Genomic DNA, 18573 nt, shown 5'->3' with positions numbered 1-18573 from the left:
TCAGAACAGGACGCTCATGAACGCGCCGACCTCGCGGAAGCCCACCCTGGTGTAGGCGGCGCGGGCGGCGGTGTTGAAGTCGTTGACGTAGAGGCTGACCACGGGGGCCACGTCGCGCAGCGCGTACTCGACCACGGCGGCCATGCCGGTCTCCGAGTGCCCGCGGCCGCGGAACTCGGGGGCCACCCACACGCCCTGGATCTGGCAGGCGGCCGCGGTGGCGGCGCCGATCTCGGCCTTGAAGACGACCTTGCCGTTCTCGATGCGGGCGAAGGAGCGGCCGCTGCCGACGAGCTCGGCGACGCGGGCCTGGTAGAGCAGTCCGCCGTCCCCGGCGAGCGGCGAGATGCCGACCTCCTCGGTGAACATGGCCACGCAGGCGGGCATGATCAGCTCCATCTCGTCCTTGCGGATCCGGCGGACCAGGGGGTCGGCGGCGATCTCGGCGGACCGCTGCTCGGTGACCATGAGCGGCTGGTGGGCGCGGACGTCCCGGGCGGGGCCCCAGCTGGGCTCCAGGAGCTGCCACAGCAGCCGGGTGGGCTCGGCGGGGCCGACGATGGAGGAGCAGCGGCGGCCGGTGCGGCGGGCGCGGTCGGCGAAGGCGCGTACGGCGTCGGGGCCGGCGCAGACGGGGACCAGGTTGGCGCCGGCGTAGCACAGGGCCCGGAGCTCGCCGTCGGCGTACCAGCCCCACATCTCTCCGCCCAGGCGCCACGGATCGAGTCCGGCGACCTGGACCCGGGAGGTGACGAAGGCGTTCTCGACCGGCTCGCGTCCGAGGATGGCGAGCGCGGCGTCGAGATCACCGGGTTCAAGGACCCTGGTCGTGGTCTGCGTCAACACTGGGGCCTCACCGTGCAAGTCTGCTGATCTCCGCACTGTACCCGGCGCAACCTGCGCACGCCTGGTCCCACAGGTCACGAAAAGGGCCCGGCCCCGGCCGCGAGCTGCGCGGACGGGGCCGGGAAGGCGGCCGGCGGGAGACCTGGCAGGGCTCCCGGCAGGACGGCCGGGGAATCAGACGCCGATGGCGACGCTGGGCTCGCCGGAGGCGACGCCGTCCTTCTCCATCTGCTCGGCGATCTTCAGGGCCTCTTCGATGAGGGTCTCCACGATCTTGGACTCGGGGACGGTCTTGATGACCTCGCCCTTGACGAAGATCTGGCCCTTGCCGTTGCCGGAGGCGACGCCGAGGTCGGCCTCACGGGCCTCGCCGGGGCCGTTGACGACGCAGCCCATGACGGCGACGCGCAGCGGGACGGTCATGCCGTCCAGGCCGGCGGTGACCTCCTCGGCCAGCTTGTAGACGTCGACCTGGGCGCGGCCGCAGGAGGGGCAGGAGACGATCTCCAGGCGGCGCGGCTTGAGGTTCAGCGACTCCAGGATCTGGTTGCCGACCTTGACCTCCTCGACCGGCGGCGCGGAGAGGGAGACGCGGATGGTGTCGCCGATGCCCTCGGAGAGCAGGGCGCCGAAGGCGACGGCGGACTTGATGGTGCCCTGGAAGGCGGGGCCCGCCTCGGTGACGCCGAGGTGCAGCGGGTAGTCGCACTGGGCGGCGAGCTGGCGGTAGGCGTTGACCATGACGACCGGGTCGTTGTGCTTGACCGAGATCTTGATGTCGCCGAAGCCGTGCTCCTCGAAGAGGGAGGCCTCCCACAGCGCGGACTCGACGAGCGCCTCGGGGGTGGCCTTGCCGTACTTCTTCAGCAGGCGCGCGTCGAGGGAGCCGGCGTTGACGCCGATGCGGATCGGCGTGCCCGTCTCCCTGGCGGCGTACGCGATCTCCTTGACCTTGTCGTCGAACTGCTTGATGTTGCCCGGGTTGACGCGGACGGCGGCGCAGCCGGCGTCGATCGCGGCGAAGACGTACTTGGGCTGGAAGTGGATGTCGGCGATGACCGGGATCTGCGACTTCTTCGCGATGACGGCCAGCGCGTCGGCGTCGTCCTGCGTCGGGCAGGCGACGCGGACGATCTGGCAGCCGGAGGCGGTCAGCTCGGCGATCTGCTGGAGGGTGGCGCCGATGTCGGAGGTGCGGGTCGTGGTCATCGACTGCACCGAGATGGGCGCGTCACCGCCGACGGCCACGGAACCGACCTGGATCTTGCGGCTGACCCGGCGGTCGGCAAGCTTCGTCGGCACGGACGGCATTCCGAGAGAGATGGCAGTCATCTGCTGTGCAACCCCAAGGTGTGGATCGAGGTCCCGAGATCGGCGGGCTCCAGCCTTCGAGGTTACGCCAAGCAGCGCGCACCCCTTGCATCCGAGGGGGTCGCGCCACCCGAACGTAGGGAGCCGGGCACGATGCGTGCCCGGCTCCGGTCGCCGTGGGGGTGGCGCCCGTACGACTAGGTGATCTTGATCGGGTTGACCACGTCCGCGACGAGCACCAGCAGGGTGAAGCAGACGAAGACGCCGGCGACCACGTACGCGGCGGGCATCAGCTTCGCCACGTCGAAGGGGCCGGGGTCGGCGCGCCGGAAGACCTTGGCCACGGTGCGGCGCAGGGACTCCCACAGGGCGCCGGCGATGTGCCCGCCGTCCAGGGGCAGCAGGGGCAGCATGTTGAACAGGAACAGCGACAGGTTGAACATGCCGAGCACGTTGAGCAGGATCGACATCTTCTGCTCGCTGGGCAGGTCCAGGGCGGCGATGTCGCCGCTCATCCGGGCCGCTCCGACGATGCCCATCGGGGAGTCGGCCTCGCGCTCGGCGCCGCCGAAGGCCGCGTTCCAGAGGGCGGGGATCTTGGCGGGCAGCTTGACGAGGCCCTGCACGCTGCTGTCGACGATCTCGGCCATGTGGTCGACGGACTCGCCGAAGGACAGGGCGGCGATCTCGCTCTTGGGGCTGAAGCCGAGCCAGCCGGCGGTGACGTACTCGCCCTTGACGTAGCCGCCGTGGCCGTCGGTCTTGGCGACCTGGTTGGCGATCAGGTCGACGGGGATGGTGAGCTGCTGCCCGTCGCGCACGACGGTGACGGTGGCGGGGCCGACGGTGTCGCGGATCCGCTTCTGGAGGGCGGACCAGTCGGCCACCTTCTTGCCGTTGAAGGCGACGATCCGGTCGTCGGCCCGCAGGCCCGCCTTCTTGGCGGGGGCCACCGGGTCGCCGTCCTTGCAGACCTCGCGCTTCTCGCTCTGCTGGATGACGCAGGGCGAGACGCCGGCGATCTGGGTGGTGGTCCGGTTGATGCCGAAGGTCATCCAGACGCCGAAGAACAGCGCGAGGGCGAGCACCAGGTTCATGAAGGGGCCCGCAAACATCACGATCACGCGCTTCCAGGGCTTGCGCGTGTAGAAGAGCCGCGTCTCGTCGCCGGGCTGGAGCTCCTCGTAGGCCGCCGAGCGGGCGTCCTCGATCATCGACCGGAAGGGCGAGGTGGAGCGGGCGGTGACCTTGCCGTCCTCGCCGGGCGGGAACATCCCGATCATGCGGATGTAGCCGCCCATCGGGATGGCCTTGATCCCGTACTCGGTCTCGCCCTTCTTGCGCGACCAGATGGTCTTGCCGAAGCCGACCATGTACTGGGGCACGCGGATGCCGAAGAGCTTGGCCGTGGAAAGGTGGCCGAGCTCGTGCCAGGCGATCGAGAAGAGCAGCCCGACGACGAAGACGAGTACGCCGATCAGGGTCAGCAGCAAGGTCATGCGCCCGCCTCCACGGCGGCCCGCGCCGCCATCTCCCGTGCCCGGGCCCTGGCCCAGGTCTCCGCTTCGAGGACGTCCGCCACCGTCAGGGAAGTTCCCGACGCGGGCGTTCCGTGCTCGTCGACCACTGCCGAGACCGTATCCATGATTCCTGTGAACGGCATCCGGCCGGCCAGGAAGGCGTCCACGCACTCCTCGTTCGCCGCGTTGAAGACGGCGGGGGCGGTGCCGCCCAGGGTGCCGACGTGCCGGGCGAGGCCGACGGAGGGGAAGGCCTCGGTGTCGAGCGGGAAGAACTCCCAGGTGGAGGCCTTGGTCCAGTCGAAGGAGCGGGAGGCGTCCGGGACCCGCTGGGGCCAGCCGAGGCCGATCGCGATGGGGCCGCGCATGTCCGGCGGGGTGGCCTGGGCGAGGGTGGAGCCGTCCGTGAACTCGACCATGGAGTGCACGTAGGACTGCGGGTGGACCACGACCTCGATGCGGTCGAAGGGGATGTCGTAGAGCAGGTGCGCCTCGATGACCTCCAGCCCCTTGTTGACCAGGGTCGCCGAGTTGACGGTGATGACCGGGCCCATGGCCCAGGTGGGGTGCGCGAGGGCGTCCTCGACGGTGACGGAGGCCAGCTCGGCGCGGGTGCGGCCGCGGAAGGGGCCGCCGGAGGCGGTCACCACGAGCCTGCGGACGTCGGCGCGGGTGCCGGCGGCGAGGGCCTGGAACAGGGCCGCGTGCTCGGAGTCCACGGGGATGATCTGGCCGGGCTGCGCGAGGGCCTTGACCAGCGGGCCGCCGACGATCAGCGACTCCTTGTTGGCCAGGGCGAGGGTGCGGCCCGCCCGCAGTGCCGCGAGGGTGGGGGCGAGGCCGATGGAGCCGGTGATGCCGTTCAGGACGGTGTGGCAGTCGGACGCGGCGAGTTCGGCCGCCGCGTCGGGCCCGGCCAGGATCTCGGGCAGCGGCTCGCCGGCGCCGTACTGCTCGCCCAGCGCCTCCTTCAGGGCCGGTACGGCGTCCTCGCGGGCGACGGCCACGGTCCGGACCCGGAGCGTGCGGGCCTGCTCGGCCAGCAGGTCGACGCGCCCGCCGGCGGCGGACAGCGCGGTGACCCGGAACCGGTCCGGGTTGCGCAGGGCGAGGTCGATGGCCTGGGTGCCGATGGACCCGGTCGACCCGAGGATGACGATGTCCCGGCGGCCGGCCGCGGCGTCGAAGAGGAGGTGCGGGTCGGCGAGGGGGGCTGGACTGTCGCTCATGCCCCCCATTGTTGCCGCAACTCAGGGGCGCTTGGACACGGAGTCCCCGTCCGTGACCCGGGCCAGGAGTTCGGGCAGGGTTCCGGCGAAGTCGGGGAGCGCCCGGGCGGCGCGCCACCAGGCCCGGGGGTCGTCGCCGAGGGCCGCGTCGAAGAGCCGGTCGGCCTCGGCGCGGGCGGCGAGCACGGCGGCGGGGCGGTCGTGGCGGTCGGGGTGGCCGGTGTCGCCGAGCCACTGGTCCTCGTCGAGCGCCCAGCAGGCGGGGACCTTGTGCCGGACGACGTCGGCGCCGGTGAGCAGGCCCCGGTCCAGGCAGTCGCGGACCCAGCGGACGTCCTCGGCCGCCGTGTCCATCGGCACGGCCAGGCTCACCAGGGCCAGCTCGCGCTCCCACGCGCCGGCCGGATCGGCGGGGGCCGGGTCCGGGGCGAGGTGGCGGACGGCGCGGGCGAGCGCCGGGTCGTGGCGCACGTCGCCGGGCGCGGCCGGGGTGCCCGCGGCCAGCGCGGCCGCCAGTTCGGGCAGGGTGCCGCGGAAGGCGGGGGCCCGGCGGCCCAGTTCGGCCCACAGCCGGGGGTCGTCACCGAGTGCGGGGCGCAGGGCGCGGTGCACGGCCGACTGCATCTCGGCCTGTTCGGGCAGGGTCCAGCGCAGCCCGCGGGTGGCGGGGAGGTGGCCCAGGAGCAGGGTGCGGGCCGCGGGGGCGGCGTACGCGACGAGCTCGTCGCAGGTCAGCAGGCCCATCCGGACGGCTCGGACGGCGGGCCGGTACCAGTGGCGGCCGTACGTGTCCCCCGTGCGCGCGTCGAGCAGTGCGCGGCACGCCTGCCGGGGCAGTCCGCCCGCGAGCAGCAGCGCCTCGACGGCGCCGGCCGGGAGCGGGGCGCGGGCGTGGGCGCGCAGCAGCGGTTCGGGGTCGTGGAGGTCGAGGAGGTGCGGCATGCGGAGCAGGGTGAGCGGGATCCGGGGGCGGCGGCCGTGCCGGCGCAGCAGGCGGATCAGCTCGTCGGGGGTGAGGGGGCCGGGGCCGGTCTCGGCGAGCAGTTCGGGCGAGGGCCCCGGCCGGGCGGCGTACCGCGCGGGGCCGGGCAGGCCGGGCAGCGGGCGGCCGACGACGTGCGGGTTGCGGGCGATGTAGTGCCGGTCGGCGTCGGTGCCGTGGCGCAGCAGGAGGGTGACGGCGGCGGCGGGCAGCCACTGGTCGCGGCACAGGTACTTGCGGGTGGGCCCGTCGAGGCGGTCGATCAGGTCGGCCACCACGTGGTGCGGTGCGTGGCGCAGCAGGTGCGCCACGCACCAGGCCAGCCGCCGGCAGGCCCGGTCCTCCTCGGCCGTCGCCATCGTCCTCGCCCGCCTCGCGCTCGTGCCGGAACCGCCGGTGCTGGTGCCCGTGCGCCCGTACTCGTACATCCGTCCGATCTGCTGCCGATGATGGCAGGTCAGCGCAGGGGACGGTGAACGTTTTTGCGGGTGGACGGGCCGGGGGCGGCGTCCGCGATCCAGGGGCCGTCCCCGGAGGGGTCGATGACGCCTTCCTCCAGCCAGGTGTAGGTGCCGCCGAGGACCCCCTGGACGACCTTGCGGTCGAGGTCGTCGGTGTTGGCCCAGAGGCGGCCGAAGAGCTCCTCGACGCGCAGCCGGGACTGCCGGCAGAAGGCGTCGGCGAGCTGGTAGGCCTCACGGCCGTGGTCGCCGCTCTCGCGCAGGTGCTCGGCGCGCACGCAGGCCGCGCTCATCGCGAAGAGTTCGGCGCCGATGTCGACGATCCGGCCGAGGAAGCCCTGCTTGGTCTCCATGCGGCCCTGCCAGCGGGACATGGCGTAGAAGGTCGAGCGGGCGAGTTTGCGGGCGCCCCGCTCGACGTAGCGCAGGTGGGTGGCGAGGTCGGGGTGGCCGGCCGGGTGGAACTCTCGGTAGGTGCCGGGGACCTGGCCGGGGCCGGTGGCGAGCCTGGGCAGCCAGCGGGCGTAGAAGCCGGCCGCGCGGGCTCCGGCCTTCGCCTTGTCGCCGAGGGCCTTCTCGGGGTCGATGAGGTCGCCGGCGACGGAGAGGTGGGCGTCGACGGCCTCGCGGGCGATCAGCAGGTGCATGATCTCGGTGGAGCCCTCGAAGATCCGGTTGATGCGCAGGTCGCGCAGGAGCTGCTCGGCGGGCACGGCCCGCTCGCCGCGGGCGGCCAGCGATTCGGCGGTCTCGAAGCCGCGTCCGCCGCGGATCTGGACCAGCTCGTCGGCCATCAGGCAGGCCATCTCGGAGCCGTAGAGCTTGGCGAGAGCGGCTTCGATGCGGATGTCGTTGCGGTCCTCGTCGGCCATCTGGGAGGCGAGGTCGACCACGGCCTCCAGGGCGAAGGTGGTGGCGGCGATGAAGGAGATCTTGGCGCCGACGGCCTCGTGCCGGGCGACGGGGCGGCCCCACTGCTCACGTACCCCGGACCATTCGCGGGCGATCTTCAGGCACCACTTGCCGGCGCCGACGCACATGGCGGGCAGGGACAGCCGGCCGGTGTTCAGGGTGGTCAGCGCGATCTTGAGCCCGGCTCCCTCCGCGCCGATGCGCTGGGCGGCGGGCACCCGGACCCGGTGGAAGCGGGTGACGCCGTTCTCCAGGCCGCGCAGGCCCATGAAGGCGTTGCGGTGCTCGACGGTGATGCCGGGCGAGTCCGCCTCGACGACGAAGGCGGTGATCCCGCCGCGGTGCCCCTCGGACTTCGGGACCCGGGCCATGACCACGAGCAGGTCGGCGACCACCCCGTTGGTGGTCCACAGCTTGACCCCGTCGAGGACGTACGTGCCGTCGTCCTCCGGGTCGGGCACGGCGGTGGTGGCCAGCCGCGCCGGGTCGGAGCCCACGTCCGGTTCGGTGAGCAGGAAGGCGCTGATCGCGGTGGTGGCGCAGCGCGGCAGGTAGGCGTCCTTCTGCTCCTTGGTGCCGAACATCTTCAGCGGCTGCGGCACGCCGATCGACTGGTGGGCGGAGAGCAGGGCGCCGATGGCGGGGCTGACGGAGCCGACGAGGGCGAGCGCCTTGTTGTAGTAGACCTGGGTGAGGCCGAGGCCCCCGTACTCGGTGCCGATCTTCATGCCGAGGGCGCCGAGTTCCTTGAGCCCGCGTACGGTCTCATCGGGGATCCGGGCCTCGCGCTCGATGCGCTGCCCGTCGATCTCGCGCTCGCAGAAGTCCCGCAGCCGGGCCAGGAAGGCCTCGCCGCGCCGGACGTCCTCGTCGGCGGGGGTCGGGTGGGGGTGGATCAGGTCGAGCCTGAAGCGGCCGAGGAAGAGCTCCTTGGCGAAGCTGGGTTTGCGCCAGTCCTGCTCGCGGGCCGCTTCCGCGACCTGCCGCGCCTCGCGCTCGGTCACCTTGGGCTGTACGGGCCGTGTTGCCGACATCCGGGTACTCACCTCGCCGCATCGGGGGACCTACCGATCGGTGCTACCTGTCAGTCGTACCCGCTGCGGGCGCCCGGGAAAATACGGGCGCCTGCAAAAGGGGGACGCCCGCGAACGCGTCCGGAAAAGGGGGACGGCCGGAGCCCCCGCACAGTAGGCTCCGGCCGTCGGTCTGTGACCGTACGAGTCGGTCAGATGTCGAGGCCCGTGAGGACCAGGACGCGCTCGTACGTGTAGTCGTCCATCGCGTAGCGGACGCCCTCGCGGCCCACGCCGGACTGCTTGACGCCGCCGTACGGCATCTGGTCGGCGCGGTAGGACGGCGCGTCGCCGATGATCACACCGCCGACCTCGAGCTCGCGGTGGGCGCGGAAGGCGACCTGGACGTCGCGGGTGAAGACGCCGGTCTGCAGGCCGAACTTCGACTCGTTGACGGCGGCGAAGGCCTCGTCGGTGTTCTCGACCTTGGTGATCGTCAGGACCGGGCCGAAGACCTCCTCGGTGGCGAGCTTCACGCCGGCCGGGACCTCGGCGAGGACGGTCGGCTCGACCGTGGCGCCGTCGCGCTTGCCGCCCGTGAGCAGCTTGGCGCCGGCGGAGACGGCCTCGTCCACCCAGGACTCGACGCGCTTGGCGGCGTCCTCGGAGACCAGCGGGCCGACGTCGGTGGCGTCGTCGCCGGGGTCGCCGGTGACCTGGGCCTGGACCTTCGCGACGACCTTCTCGACGAGGCGGTCGTAGACGGAGGCGTCGGCGATCACGCGCTGCACGGAGATGCAGGACTGGCCGGCCTGGTAGTTCGAGAAGGTCGCGATACGGGTCGCGGCCCAGTCGAGGTCGGCCTCGGAGGACCAGTCGGCGAGGACCACGGCCGCGGCGTTGCCGCCGAGCTCCAGGGTGCAGTGCTTGTGGGGCACCGACTGCTGGATGGCGTAGCCGACGGTGTCGGAGCCGGTGAAGGAGATGACCGGGAGGCGGTCGTCCTTGACCAGGGCCGGCATCTTGTCGTTGGCGACGGGCAGCACGGACCAGGAGCCGGCCGGCAGGTCGGTCTCGGCGAGCAGCTCGCCGAGGATCAGGCCGGAGAGCGGGGTGGCCGGGGCCGGCTTCAGGATGATCGGCGCGCCGACGGCGATGGCCGGGGCCACCTTGTGGGCGCACAGGTTCAGCGGGAAGTTGAACGGCGCGATGCCGAGGACCGGGCCCTTGACGAAGCGGCGGGTCAGGGCCAGGCGGCCGACGCCACCGGCGTCGGTGTCCAGGCGCTGGGCCTCTCCGCCGTTGAAGCGGCGGGCCTCTTCGGCGGCGAAGCGGAACACGGACACCGCACGGCCGACCTCACCGCGCGCCCACTTGACGGGCTTGCCGTTCTCGGCGGAGATCAGCTGGGCGATCTCCTCGGTGCGCTCGGCGAGCCGCTTGGACACGTGGTCCAGGGCAGCGGCACGTACGTGGGCGGGGGTCGCGGAGAACTCCGCCGTCACGGCGTACGCCGCGGCCACGGCCTCTTCGACCTGGGCGTCGGTGGGCACGCTCACAGTGCCGACCAGCCGGCCGTCCCACGGGTTGTGGACGTCGAAGCTGTCCTCGCCGGTGGCCTGGCGGCCGGCGAGCCAGAAGGCGTGGGTGGAAGTCATGCGAATCCCGGCCCTTCGGTTTGTGCGGTGGTCTTGTCTCCACCAAGGTAGGACGCCGCCGAGCTTTCGGTGTTTAGCCGCGTTGGAGAACCTCCCCGCAGACCTGCGCCGCTTTGTCACTGTCGCGGCCGCCGCGTGCAGGTGCGCCCCCGACGTTTTCCGGCCGTGCAGCACTCTGGGGTGCGGGCCTCGTGGCGCCGTGCAGCGGGCCTCGGCCGGCGCTTGAGCCCGGGAAGCGCCCCGGCACCGAGGGGTGCGAGGGGTGCGTCAAGAAGATGCCGGGCTGGCCTTCAGCGCGAGCCACAGCTCCATGCGGACGTCCGGGTCGTCCAGGGAGCGGCCGAGGATCTCCTCGACGCGCTTCATCCGGTAGCGCAGGGTGTGCCGGTGCACGCCGAGGTCGGCGGCGGCGGCGTCCCACTGCCCGTGGCGGGAGAGCCACGCCTGGAGGGAGGCCACCAGGTCGCCCCGGCCGGTCGCGTCGTGCTCCCGCAGGGCCCGCAGGGTGCCGTCCGCGAAGGCGCGCACCGCGTCGTCGGCGAGCAGCGGCAGGACCGACCCCGCCGCGAGGTCCTCGTGCTCGACCAGCGCCCGCCCCCGCCGCCGGGCCACGGCGAGGGCCTGGTCGGCCTGCTTGAAGGCGGCCGCCACCCCGGTCGGGCCGGCCGCCGCCGACAGGCCGACCACCAGTTCGTCGGGCTCCGGCCCGGCCGCCTCCCGGCCGCGCCGGGACTCCAGGGCCTCCGCGTGGTCCGCGCACGCCTGCACCGCCGAGCCCCCGTCGGCGGCCAGCACCACCAGCCGGCCCGGCTCGGGGACCACCAGCAGCGCCTCCCCGGTCCGCGCCGCCGCCGACTCGACCGCGTCGGCCAGCAGCGCCAGCCCCTCCGGCTGGGCCGTCCCCGACAGCGCCGGCTCGGCGACGACGATCCGGAACGGCGACTCCAGCAGTGCCCCGTACAGGTCCCCGGCCACGGCCCGGGCGTGCTCGGGCTCCCCCTCCAGCAGCATCCGCAGCACGGCCGCGCCCAGCCGGGACTCCGCGTCGTGCAGCGACCGGGAGCGCTCGGTGGTCAGGGTCAGCAGCGCGACGGCGGAGTGCACCGCGTACCGCTCGGCGGTGCCCAGCGGGGCCGCCGTCCCCACGGCGAGGGCGCCCCGGGCGCGCCGCCCGGTGCCGAGGGACTGGAGCTCGACCCGGTCCTCCGCGCCGCCCACCACCGCGCTGGCCGGCGCGGGCCGCTCCCGCAGCCGCTCCACGTCGGGGGTGAGCCGGGCGGCCCGGCGCGCCGCCCAGTCGGGGGCGGCGGCGACCACGGCGCCGGAGGTGTCGTACAGCGCGGCCCAGCCGTGCACGTGGGCCGCCAGCTTCGCCAGCAGGTCGGCGGGACCGTCGGCGGAGAGCGCGGCCCGGGTCAGCTCCCGCTGCGCCTCGAAGCCGGCGGTGACGGCCCGGTACTGGTCGGCGGCCAGGGCGGCGGAGACGGCCTTGCTGATGGCGAGGAACGGGGTCCGCCGGGGCACCTCCAGCAGCGGCAGGTCCTCCTCGCGGGCGGCCTGGAGCAGCGCTTCGGGGATGGCCTCGTAGTTGACCCCGACGGCGAAGCCGATGCCGACGACCCCGGCGGCGGCCAGCCGGCGCACGTAGCGGCGCATCTCCTCGCGGTCGTCGGCGTCCAGCTTCATCGCGGTGACGAGCAGCAGCTCGCCGCCCTCCATGTACGGGACGGGGTCGGCGAGCTCGCTGACGTGCGCCCACCGCACGGGGGTGTCGAGGCGGTCCTCCCCGGCCCGGACGGTGAGCTTCAGCGCCGAGTGCTGGACGAGCGAGGCGAGGGTGAGCGGCATCGGTTTCCAGACGGGGAGGGCGGGAGAGGGGGGACCGGCACGGGTTTTCGCCATGCCGTATGAACGGCCCCTTTCGATTCTGCCACCCCGTACGGGTCCTCTCAGCCGGTCCGTGGACGGTTCGCGAACGGTCCGCGGCCGGTCCTCAGCCGGTTCCCGACAGCCTCAGCAGCAGCGGAGCGGCCCGTTCTCCCCGGACGGAGGTCAGCGACAGCACCGCGCAGCCGGGGGGAACGGCGTGGGCCAGCTCGGAGGCGGACCAGCGCTCGCGCTCGACCTGGCGCACGGTGACGGCGTCGGTGGTCACGGCCTTGCCGGTGACCAGCTTGCGGAAGGCGTGGATGGCCCGGGTGAGCGGCTGGTCGGCGAAGACCGTCCGGTGGGTGACGTCCCGGGTCTCGACCCACTCGGTGCCCCAGGCCTCGGCGAAGCGCTGCCCGTCCCAGGTGGTGACCCCGGAGAAGGCCATCCGGCAGCCGACCGCGCCCAGCAGCGGCGTGCGCAGGGCTTCCGGTACGTCGTCCAGGGTGCGCAGGGTCAGCAGGACGCCGGCGTTGGCCGACCGCAGCCGCTGCACGCCGCGGACGGTCTCCGGGGTCAGGGTGTGCGAGGCGTCGTCGAGGGCGAGGAAGGCGAACAGCGAGCGGTCGGCGCGGGCCGCGGCGGCGGCGTTGAACTGGGCGAGGAGCAGCCGGGCCAGCATCCGGGAGGCGTCGGCGTGCGCGCGCTCGGGGAGGTCGACGCGGACCCGGACGGGGTGTTCGAGGGCGCGCAGCGAGAAGGGGCGCCCGCGCCGCTCGGAGCCGCCGACGACGGCCCCGACGTCGAAGAAGCCGCTGAACGCCGGCCGGTCGAGCAGGGCGGCGCGGTCGGCGAGGGCCGGGCCGGGGTCGCCGGGGGCCCCCTGCTGGCGCAGGCGCGCGTCGAGCTCGCGGAGCATGGCCTGCCGGCCGGTGCCCTCCAGGGCCTGGCGGAGCGAGGTGAGGGCGGAGGGCACGCCGTCGAGGAGCTCGCGCAGTTCGGGTACGGCGGGGAAGCGGCCGTAGGCCTCGCGGAAGGGGCCGATCAGCTGGGCGAGGGTGGTCGCGGCCCGGCGTACGTCGATGCCGGGGACGTCTCCGACGAAGGCCTCGGCGAGGAGGCCGGCGGCCTCGTCGGGGTCGGCGGTGCCGCCGTAGAGGTCGAGGTCGTGGACGGAGGCGGGGTCGCCGACGCGGACGACGATGTCGTAGGCGTCGTCGGGGCCGAGCCGGGAGCCGGCCGCGCCGACGGCGACGACGGCGGCCTGCCCGGCCAGTGCCTGGAGGGCGAGCGACTCGACGACGGGCCGCACGAGGCGGGCGGTCTTGCCGGTGCCGGAGGGGCCGACGGCCAGCAGGGAGGTCCCGAGCACGCCGGGGTCGAGGGCGAGGCCGGTGCCGCGGCGGGCGTAGGGGTTGCGCTCGCCGTCCTCGACGGTGCCGAGGAGCACCTGGCGGGTGAGCAGGTCGTGCCGGGCGGCGCGGACCGGCAGGTCTCGGTCGCCGGAGGGGTGCACGCAGGCGCCGGCGCCCTTGTCCCTCACGGCGTCGTCGAAGGCCCTCAGCCGGGTCGGGTCGGCCCGCACGGACTCCCAGGCCCGCCGGATCCGCGCGAAGTCGACATCATTCATCCGCCCGCCCCCGACCTCGGCCCCGAGCCGCTCGGCCGCCCCGACCAGTCCCGCCGCGCGCACCTCGGGCCAGTCGGCGGGTTCGGCGGACGAGCCTGGCTCGACCGGGCTCGGTCCGGCGGACCGGGAGCGCCGGGACGCCGGTGCGGCGGAGGCGGCGGGACGGTGCAGCGCGGGCCACAGGAAGGCGAGCACGATCAGTATGGAGATGACCGTGTCCGCCCGGGCCATGATGGGCTGGTTGCCGTTCTGGTCGCCGGGGACGAGGGGCAGGAACGGGTACACGACAAGTCTGAGCGGCACTGACAGCTCTGCCACCAGCCAGAGCGTGATCAGGCAGACGGCGGCTGCCACCCCTGCCTGGACCATCCGGCCGCGCGCGACGACCACACGCCGCCACGCCGTCCTCCAGGCACCCAGGCGCCCGAATCCGTAGAGGAGGGCGGCGTCGAAAAGGAGCTCGTAGAGCGGCTGGGCCACGTCACCGCCGGTCCCCTTTACGGGGTCGCCGGTGAACGGGTCCCACCAATCGCGCGGGGTGAGCTTCAGCGGCGCGCTCCAGTACGGGAGGTAGCCGTTGCGCATCACCGTCCAGATGAGCACACATGCGAAGGCCGAGAGGGCGGCGCCGCGGAGCAGGGACCGGTCGGATGCCTGCTCGGGCTCCTTCTCGGCGCGCGGCACGTGCCCGAACCGCCAGGTGCCCGGATCGGCCGGCGGCCGCGGGGTGCGGAGCCAGTCCGTGAAGGGTGTGCCGACCGCCGGTGCGTGCTGCGGCTTCGACGGGGTGCCGAGGGGTGGCGGCGGGCCCGCCGGCCGGGGGACGTGGCCCTCGCGGGTCGACTGTCCGTCGTGCGTGCCCTCGGTGTTCATGAAACCCCTGCCCCCTGCCCGTTCCAACGCGCCGCGGCGCTCAATCTAGTGCCCGGTCAGGCGATCCGCGGGACACGCGCCGGTTCCTTCCTATGGCCGTCACGGACAAGGACACGCGGGCACCACTCCCGAACGGAGCATGCCTTACCCCCTCCCCCGGGCCTAGCCTGCGGACAAAGACACAAGTGCGTCCGAAAACACCCCCCAGGAGCCCTCCATGACCGCTGTCCCGCAGGAGCGCAAGCTCGTCACCGCGATCCCCGGCCCCAAGTCGCAGGAGCTGCAGGCCCGCCGTCTCGGCACGGTGGCCGGCGGCGTGGGCTCGGTGCTCCCCGTCTTCACGAAGCGCCTGGACGGCGGCATCCTGGAGGACGTCGACGGCAACCGCATGATCGACTTCGGTTCCGGCATCGCCGTGACCTCGGTCGGCGGTTCCGCCGAGGCCGTCGTGCGCCGCGCCACCGCGCAGCTCGCCGACTTCACCCACACCTGCTTCATGGTCACGCCGTACGAGGGCTACGTCGAGGTCTGCGAGGCGCTGGCCGAGCTGACCCCGGGTGACCACGCCAAGAAGTCGGCCCTGTTCAACTCGGGCGCCGAGGCCGTCGAGAACGCCGTCAAGATCGCCCGTGCGTACACCAAGCGCCAGGCCGTCGTGGTCTTCGACCACGGCTACCACGGCCGCACCAACCTCACGATGGCGCTGACGGCGAAGAACATGCCGTACAAGCAGGGCTTCGGCCCGTTCGCCCCCGAGGTCTACCGCGTCCCGGTCGCCTACGGCTACCGCTGGCCCACGGGCGCCGAGAACTGCGGCCCCGAGGCCGCCGCCCAGGCGATCGACCAGATCACCAAGCAGATCGGCGCCGAGAACGTCGCCGCGATCATCATCGAGCCGGTCCTCGGCGAGGGCGGCTTCATCGAGCCGGCCAAGGGCTTCCTGCCGGCGATCGTGAAGTTCGCCAACGACAACGGCATCGTCTTCGTCGCGGACGAGATCCAGTCCGGCTTCTGCCGCACCGGCCAGTGGTTCGCGTGTGAGGACGAGGGCATCGTCCCGGACCTGATCACCACCGCCAAGGGCATCGCCGGCGGTCTGCCGCTGGCCGCGGTGACCGGCCGCGCCGAGATCATGGACGCCCCGCACGCGGGCGGCCTGGGCGGCACCTACGGCGGCAACCCGGTGGCCTGCGCCGGTGCGCTGGGCTCCATCGAGACGATGAAGGAGCTCGACCTCAACGCCAAGGCGAAGAAGATCGAGTCCATCATGAAGTCGCGCCTGTCCGCGATGCAGGAGAAGTACGAGATCATCGGCGACATCCGCGGCCGCGGCGCCATGATCGCCATCGAGCTGGTCAAGGACCCGGAGTCCAAGACCCCGAACCCGGAGGCGGCCGGCGCCCTGGCCAAGGCCTGCCACGCCGAGGGCGTCATCGTCCTCACCTGCGGCACCTACGGCAACGTGCTCCGCTTCCTCCCGCCGATCGTCATCGGCGAGGACCTCCTGAACGAGGGCCTGGACGTCATCGAGGCCGCGTTCGCGGGCATCTGACCGAACGTCCAGTTCGAAGGACTGGAACGCTTGAACGCAGCGCCCGCCCACTACCACCGGTAACGGTCGGGCGCTGTGAAGAAGGTGTGGGGGGCCGATGGCGGGAGCGCGTTCCCGCTGTCGGTCCCCCTTTCGCTGGCGTACGGTTTCTGCAGATGAGTGAGACAGACCGTTCCCGGGCCACCGGGGGCGACACCGGTACCGGGCTTCCCCAGCGCCGTACTGGTCATGCGTTCGCGCACACTCCTCTCAGATCGGACGGCCGTCCGCCCCAAACCCCCCGGGGCGCACGGCAACCCGATCCGGGCGGCCGCCCCGGAACCACCCCCCCTGTTCCGGGACGGCCGGCCATCCTCCTCCCGACGGCCCTGTGCCTCGTCCTCTTCGCCCTGGTCACCTGGCAGGTCCTGGTGTCGGGGCCGCTCCTGGTCCCGGACCACGCCCTCAGCCGCGCCCTGGTGCGCTCCGTGCCCGACGCCGTCACCGAGCGTCTCGCGGACCTGGGCAACGTCCCGGTCGCCGTGCCCGTCCTCGCGCTGGCCATGGCGTACGCCGCCTGGCGCGGGCGGCGCCTCGCGGCGCTCGCGGCCGGCCTGGCGATGGCCCTGGTGCCGGCGCTGATCGTGCCCCTCAAGGCGTGGACCGCCCGCCCCGGCCCGCTGGAGCCCTGGGCGGCGGGCTACTTCCCCTCGGGCCACACGGCGACGGCCCTGACCGCGTACGTGGGCGCGGCCCTGCTGCTCGGCCCGCACACCCGCCGCCGCTGGCCGATGGCCGCCGCCCTGGTGCTGTCGGCGGCGACGGCCACGGGCCTGGTGCTGCGCGGCTTCCACTGGCCGCTCGACGTGCTGGCCAGCGTCCTGCTGTGCGTACCCCTGCTGCTGGGGGTGCGCCGGGTGGCCGGCGGCCGTCAGCGGCCGTAGTAGGAGTCGAAGTTCCGGCTGAACTCCCAGCCTCCGAAGCGGTCCCAGTTCACCGACCAGGTCATCAGTCCGCGCAGCGCGGGCCAGCTGCCGTGGGTCTGGTAGGTGCCGCAGTTCTGCTTCTTCGTCAGGCAGTCCAGGGCCTTGTGCACCTCGGCCGGCGGGGTGTGCCCGTTGCCCGCGTTGGTGGTGGCCGGCAGGCCGATGGCCACCTGGTCGGGGCGCAGCGCCGGGAAGACGCGGGTGGCGTCGCCGGCGACGGGGAAGCCGGTGAGCAGCATGTCGGTCATGGCGATGTGGAAGTCGGCGCCGCCCATGGAGTGGTACTGGCCGTCGAGTCCCATGACGGGTCCGGAGTTGTAGTCCTGGACGTGGAGCAGGGTCAGGTCGTCGCGCAGGGCGTGGATGACGGGGAGGTAGGCGCCCGCGCGCGGGTCCTGGCCGCCCCAGGGGCCCGGTCCGTAGAACTGGTGGCCGAGCTGGACGAAGAAGGTCTCGGGGGCCATGGTCAGCACGAATCGGGGGCCGTACCTGGCCTTGAGGGTCCTGATCGCGGAGATCAGGTTGGTGATCACGGGTGTGGTGGGGGCGCGGAAGTCGGTGTCGCCCGCGGCGAGGGAGAGGGAGTGGCCCTCGAAGTCGATGTCGAGGCCGTCGAGGCCGTACTCGTCGATGATCCCTCCGACGGAGCTGACGAAGGCGTCGCGGGCCGCGGTGGTGGCGAGCTGGACCTGGCCGTTCTGGCCGCCGATGGAGATCAGCACCTTCTTGCCGGCCGCCTGCCGGGCCTTGATGGCGGCCTTGAACTCGGCGGGGGTCTCGGCGCCCGGGCACTCGCTCGCCGGGCAGAGCCGGAAGCGGATGTCGCCGGAGGTCACCGAGGTCGGTTCGCCGAAGGCGAGGTTGACGACGTCCCAGGAGGCGGGGACGTCGGCCATCCGGAGGTGGCCGGAGCCGTTGGCGAAGCTCGCGTGGAGGTAGCCGACGAGGGCGTGGGCGGGGAGCCCGCCGCCGGGGTTCCCTCCGCCCGGGGTGGTGGTGGCCGTGACGGCGGCGCTCTTGGCCGACTCGCCCGCGGCGTTGGTGGCGCTCACCTGGAAGGCGTACGCGGTCGAGGGCGCGAGGCCGGTCACGGTGGCCGAGGTGCCGGTGACCGCGAGGGCGGGGGCGCCTTCGCGGTGGACGCGGTAGCCGGTGGCGCCGGCCGAGGCGGTCCAGTTGAGCGTGACGCTGTTCGCGGTGGCCTGGCCGGCACTCAGGCCGGTGGGGGTGGCGGGCGGCCGGGTCTGCCCGCCGGGGTCGGGGCCGACGAGGGTGAGGTCGTCGGTGAGGTGGGCGGGCTGGCCGTACCAGCCGTGGGTCCAGACGGTGACGGTGGTGGTGGCGGGGCCGGTGCGGAAGGCGGTGGTGAGCTGCTTCCAGGCGCCCGGGGTCTGGGTCCAGGTGGAGACGTCGGTGGTGCCGGTGCCGGTCGCGCCGAGGTAGACGTACGCGCCCTGCACCCAGGCGGTGAGGGTGTACGCCGAGTCGGGCTTGACGGTGACGGTCTGGGAGCAGCGGGCGTTGTCCTGGCCGGCGGGGGCGGCCTTGAGGGCTGATGTGCCGCTGTGGACGGGGGTGCTGACGGTGGTTCCGCTGCCGCCGGTGCAGCTCCAGCCGTCGAGGCCGGATTCGAAGCCGCCGTTGCGGACGAGGTCGGCGTCCGCGGCCGTGGCGGGCGGGCCGGCGGTGAGGAGGGCGGCCGCCGCGAGGGCGGCGGCCGCGAGGAGGGACATGGCTCTGCGCACGACTGCC

General features: G+C 73.4%; 12 protein-coding genes. 2 read left to right on the top strand and 10 right to left on the bottom strand.

Going from position 1 to position 18573, the window contains the following annotated elements; genetic code table 11:
• The 9 genes from ACQKM2_RS25525 to ACQKM2_RS25485 form a co-directional block, all read right to left on the bottom strand.
• Positions 1–846, bottom strand: coding sequence for a GNAT family N-acetyltransferase (locus ACQKM2_RS25525; RefSeq protein ID WP_427713632.1), 846 nt, complete (start codon positions 844–846; stop codon positions 1–3).
• Positions 847–1020: 174 nt separating this feature from the next.
• A complete protein-coding gene (ispG, locus tag ACQKM2_RS25520) occupies positions 1021–2178 on the bottom strand; it encodes a flavodoxin-dependent (E)-4-hydroxy-3-methylbut-2-enyl-diphosphate synthase (protein ID WP_362470209.1) in 1158 nt (385 codons plus the stop codon).
• A gap of 176 nt (positions 2179–2354) precedes the next feature.
• Positions 2355–3656, bottom strand: coding sequence for a M50 family metallopeptidase (locus tag ACQKM2_RS25515; RefSeq protein WP_427713629.1), 1302 nt, complete (start codon positions 3654–3656; stop codon positions 2355–2357).
• Positions 3653–4915 (bottom strand): 1-deoxy-D-xylulose-5-phosphate reductoisomerase, encoded by a 1263-nt coding sequence (gene dxr, locus ACQKM2_RS25510; protein WP_427713626.1) that lies wholly within the window; start codon positions 4913–4915, stop codon positions 3653–3655. The genes ACQKM2_RS25515 and dxr overlap by 4 nt, the downstream gene beginning before the upstream one ends.
• A gap of 12 nt (positions 4916–4927) precedes the next feature.
• Complete coding sequence (locus ACQKM2_RS25505) at positions 4928–6247, bottom strand: hypothetical protein (protein WP_427713624.1); 1320 nt, start codon at positions 6245–6247, stop codon at positions 4928–4930.
• A gap of 98 nt (positions 6248–6345) precedes the next feature.
• A complete protein-coding gene (locus tag ACQKM2_RS25500; protein WP_427713621.1) occupies positions 6346–8295 on the bottom strand; it encodes an acyl-CoA dehydrogenase family protein in 1950 nt (649 codons plus the stop codon).
• A 191-nt stretch (positions 8296–8486) separates the two neighbouring features.
• Positions 8487–9932 carry an aldehyde dehydrogenase family protein gene (locus ACQKM2_RS25495; protein ID WP_427713619.1) on the bottom strand — a complete coding sequence of 482 codons (1446 nt, stop codon included), beginning with the start codon at positions 9930–9932 and terminating at the stop codon, positions 8487–8489.
• A gap of 267 nt (positions 9933–10199) precedes the next feature.
• Positions 10200–11780, bottom strand: a complete 1581-nt coding sequence (locus ACQKM2_RS25490) for a PucR family transcriptional regulator (protein WP_427713617.1) — start codon at positions 11778–11780, stop codon at positions 10200–10202.
• Positions 11781–11925: 145 nt separating this feature from the next.
• On the bottom strand, positions 11926–14304 hold the full coding sequence (locus tag ACQKM2_RS25485) for an ATP/GTP-binding protein (protein WP_427713614.1): 2379 nt from the start codon (positions 14302–14304) through the stop codon (positions 11926–11928).
• 217 nt (positions 14305–14521) lie between these two features.
• Between ACQKM2_RS25485 and gabT the strand changes: the two genes are divergently transcribed.
• Both gabT and ACQKM2_RS25475 read left to right on the top strand, forming a co-directional pair.
• A complete protein-coding gene (gene gabT / locus ACQKM2_RS25480) occupies positions 14522–15856 on the top strand; it encodes a 4-aminobutyrate--2-oxoglutarate transaminase (protein WP_427713613.1) in 1335 nt (444 codons plus the stop codon).
• Positions 15857–16266: 410 nt separating this feature from the next.
• On the top strand, positions 16267–16779 hold the full coding sequence (locus ACQKM2_RS25475; protein WP_427713611.1) for a phosphatase PAP2 family protein: 513 nt from the start codon (positions 16267–16269) through the stop codon (positions 16777–16779).
• Here the strand turns inward: ACQKM2_RS25475 and ACQKM2_RS25470 are convergent.
• Complete coding sequence (locus tag ACQKM2_RS25470) at positions 16767–18554, bottom strand: chitinase (protein WP_427713700.1); 1788 nt, start codon at positions 18552–18554, stop codon at positions 16767–16769. The genes ACQKM2_RS25475 and ACQKM2_RS25470 overlap by 13 nt on opposite strands.
• Positions 18555–18573 lie beyond the last annotated feature (19 nt).

This window comes from Streptomyces sp. NPDC004126, from assembly GCF_050275515.1.
In the GTDB taxonomy this organism is placed as follows: Bacteria; Actinomycetota; Actinomycetes; order Streptomycetales; family Streptomycetaceae; genus Streptomyces.
This window is presented reverse-complemented; position numbering and strand designations above follow the sequence as displayed.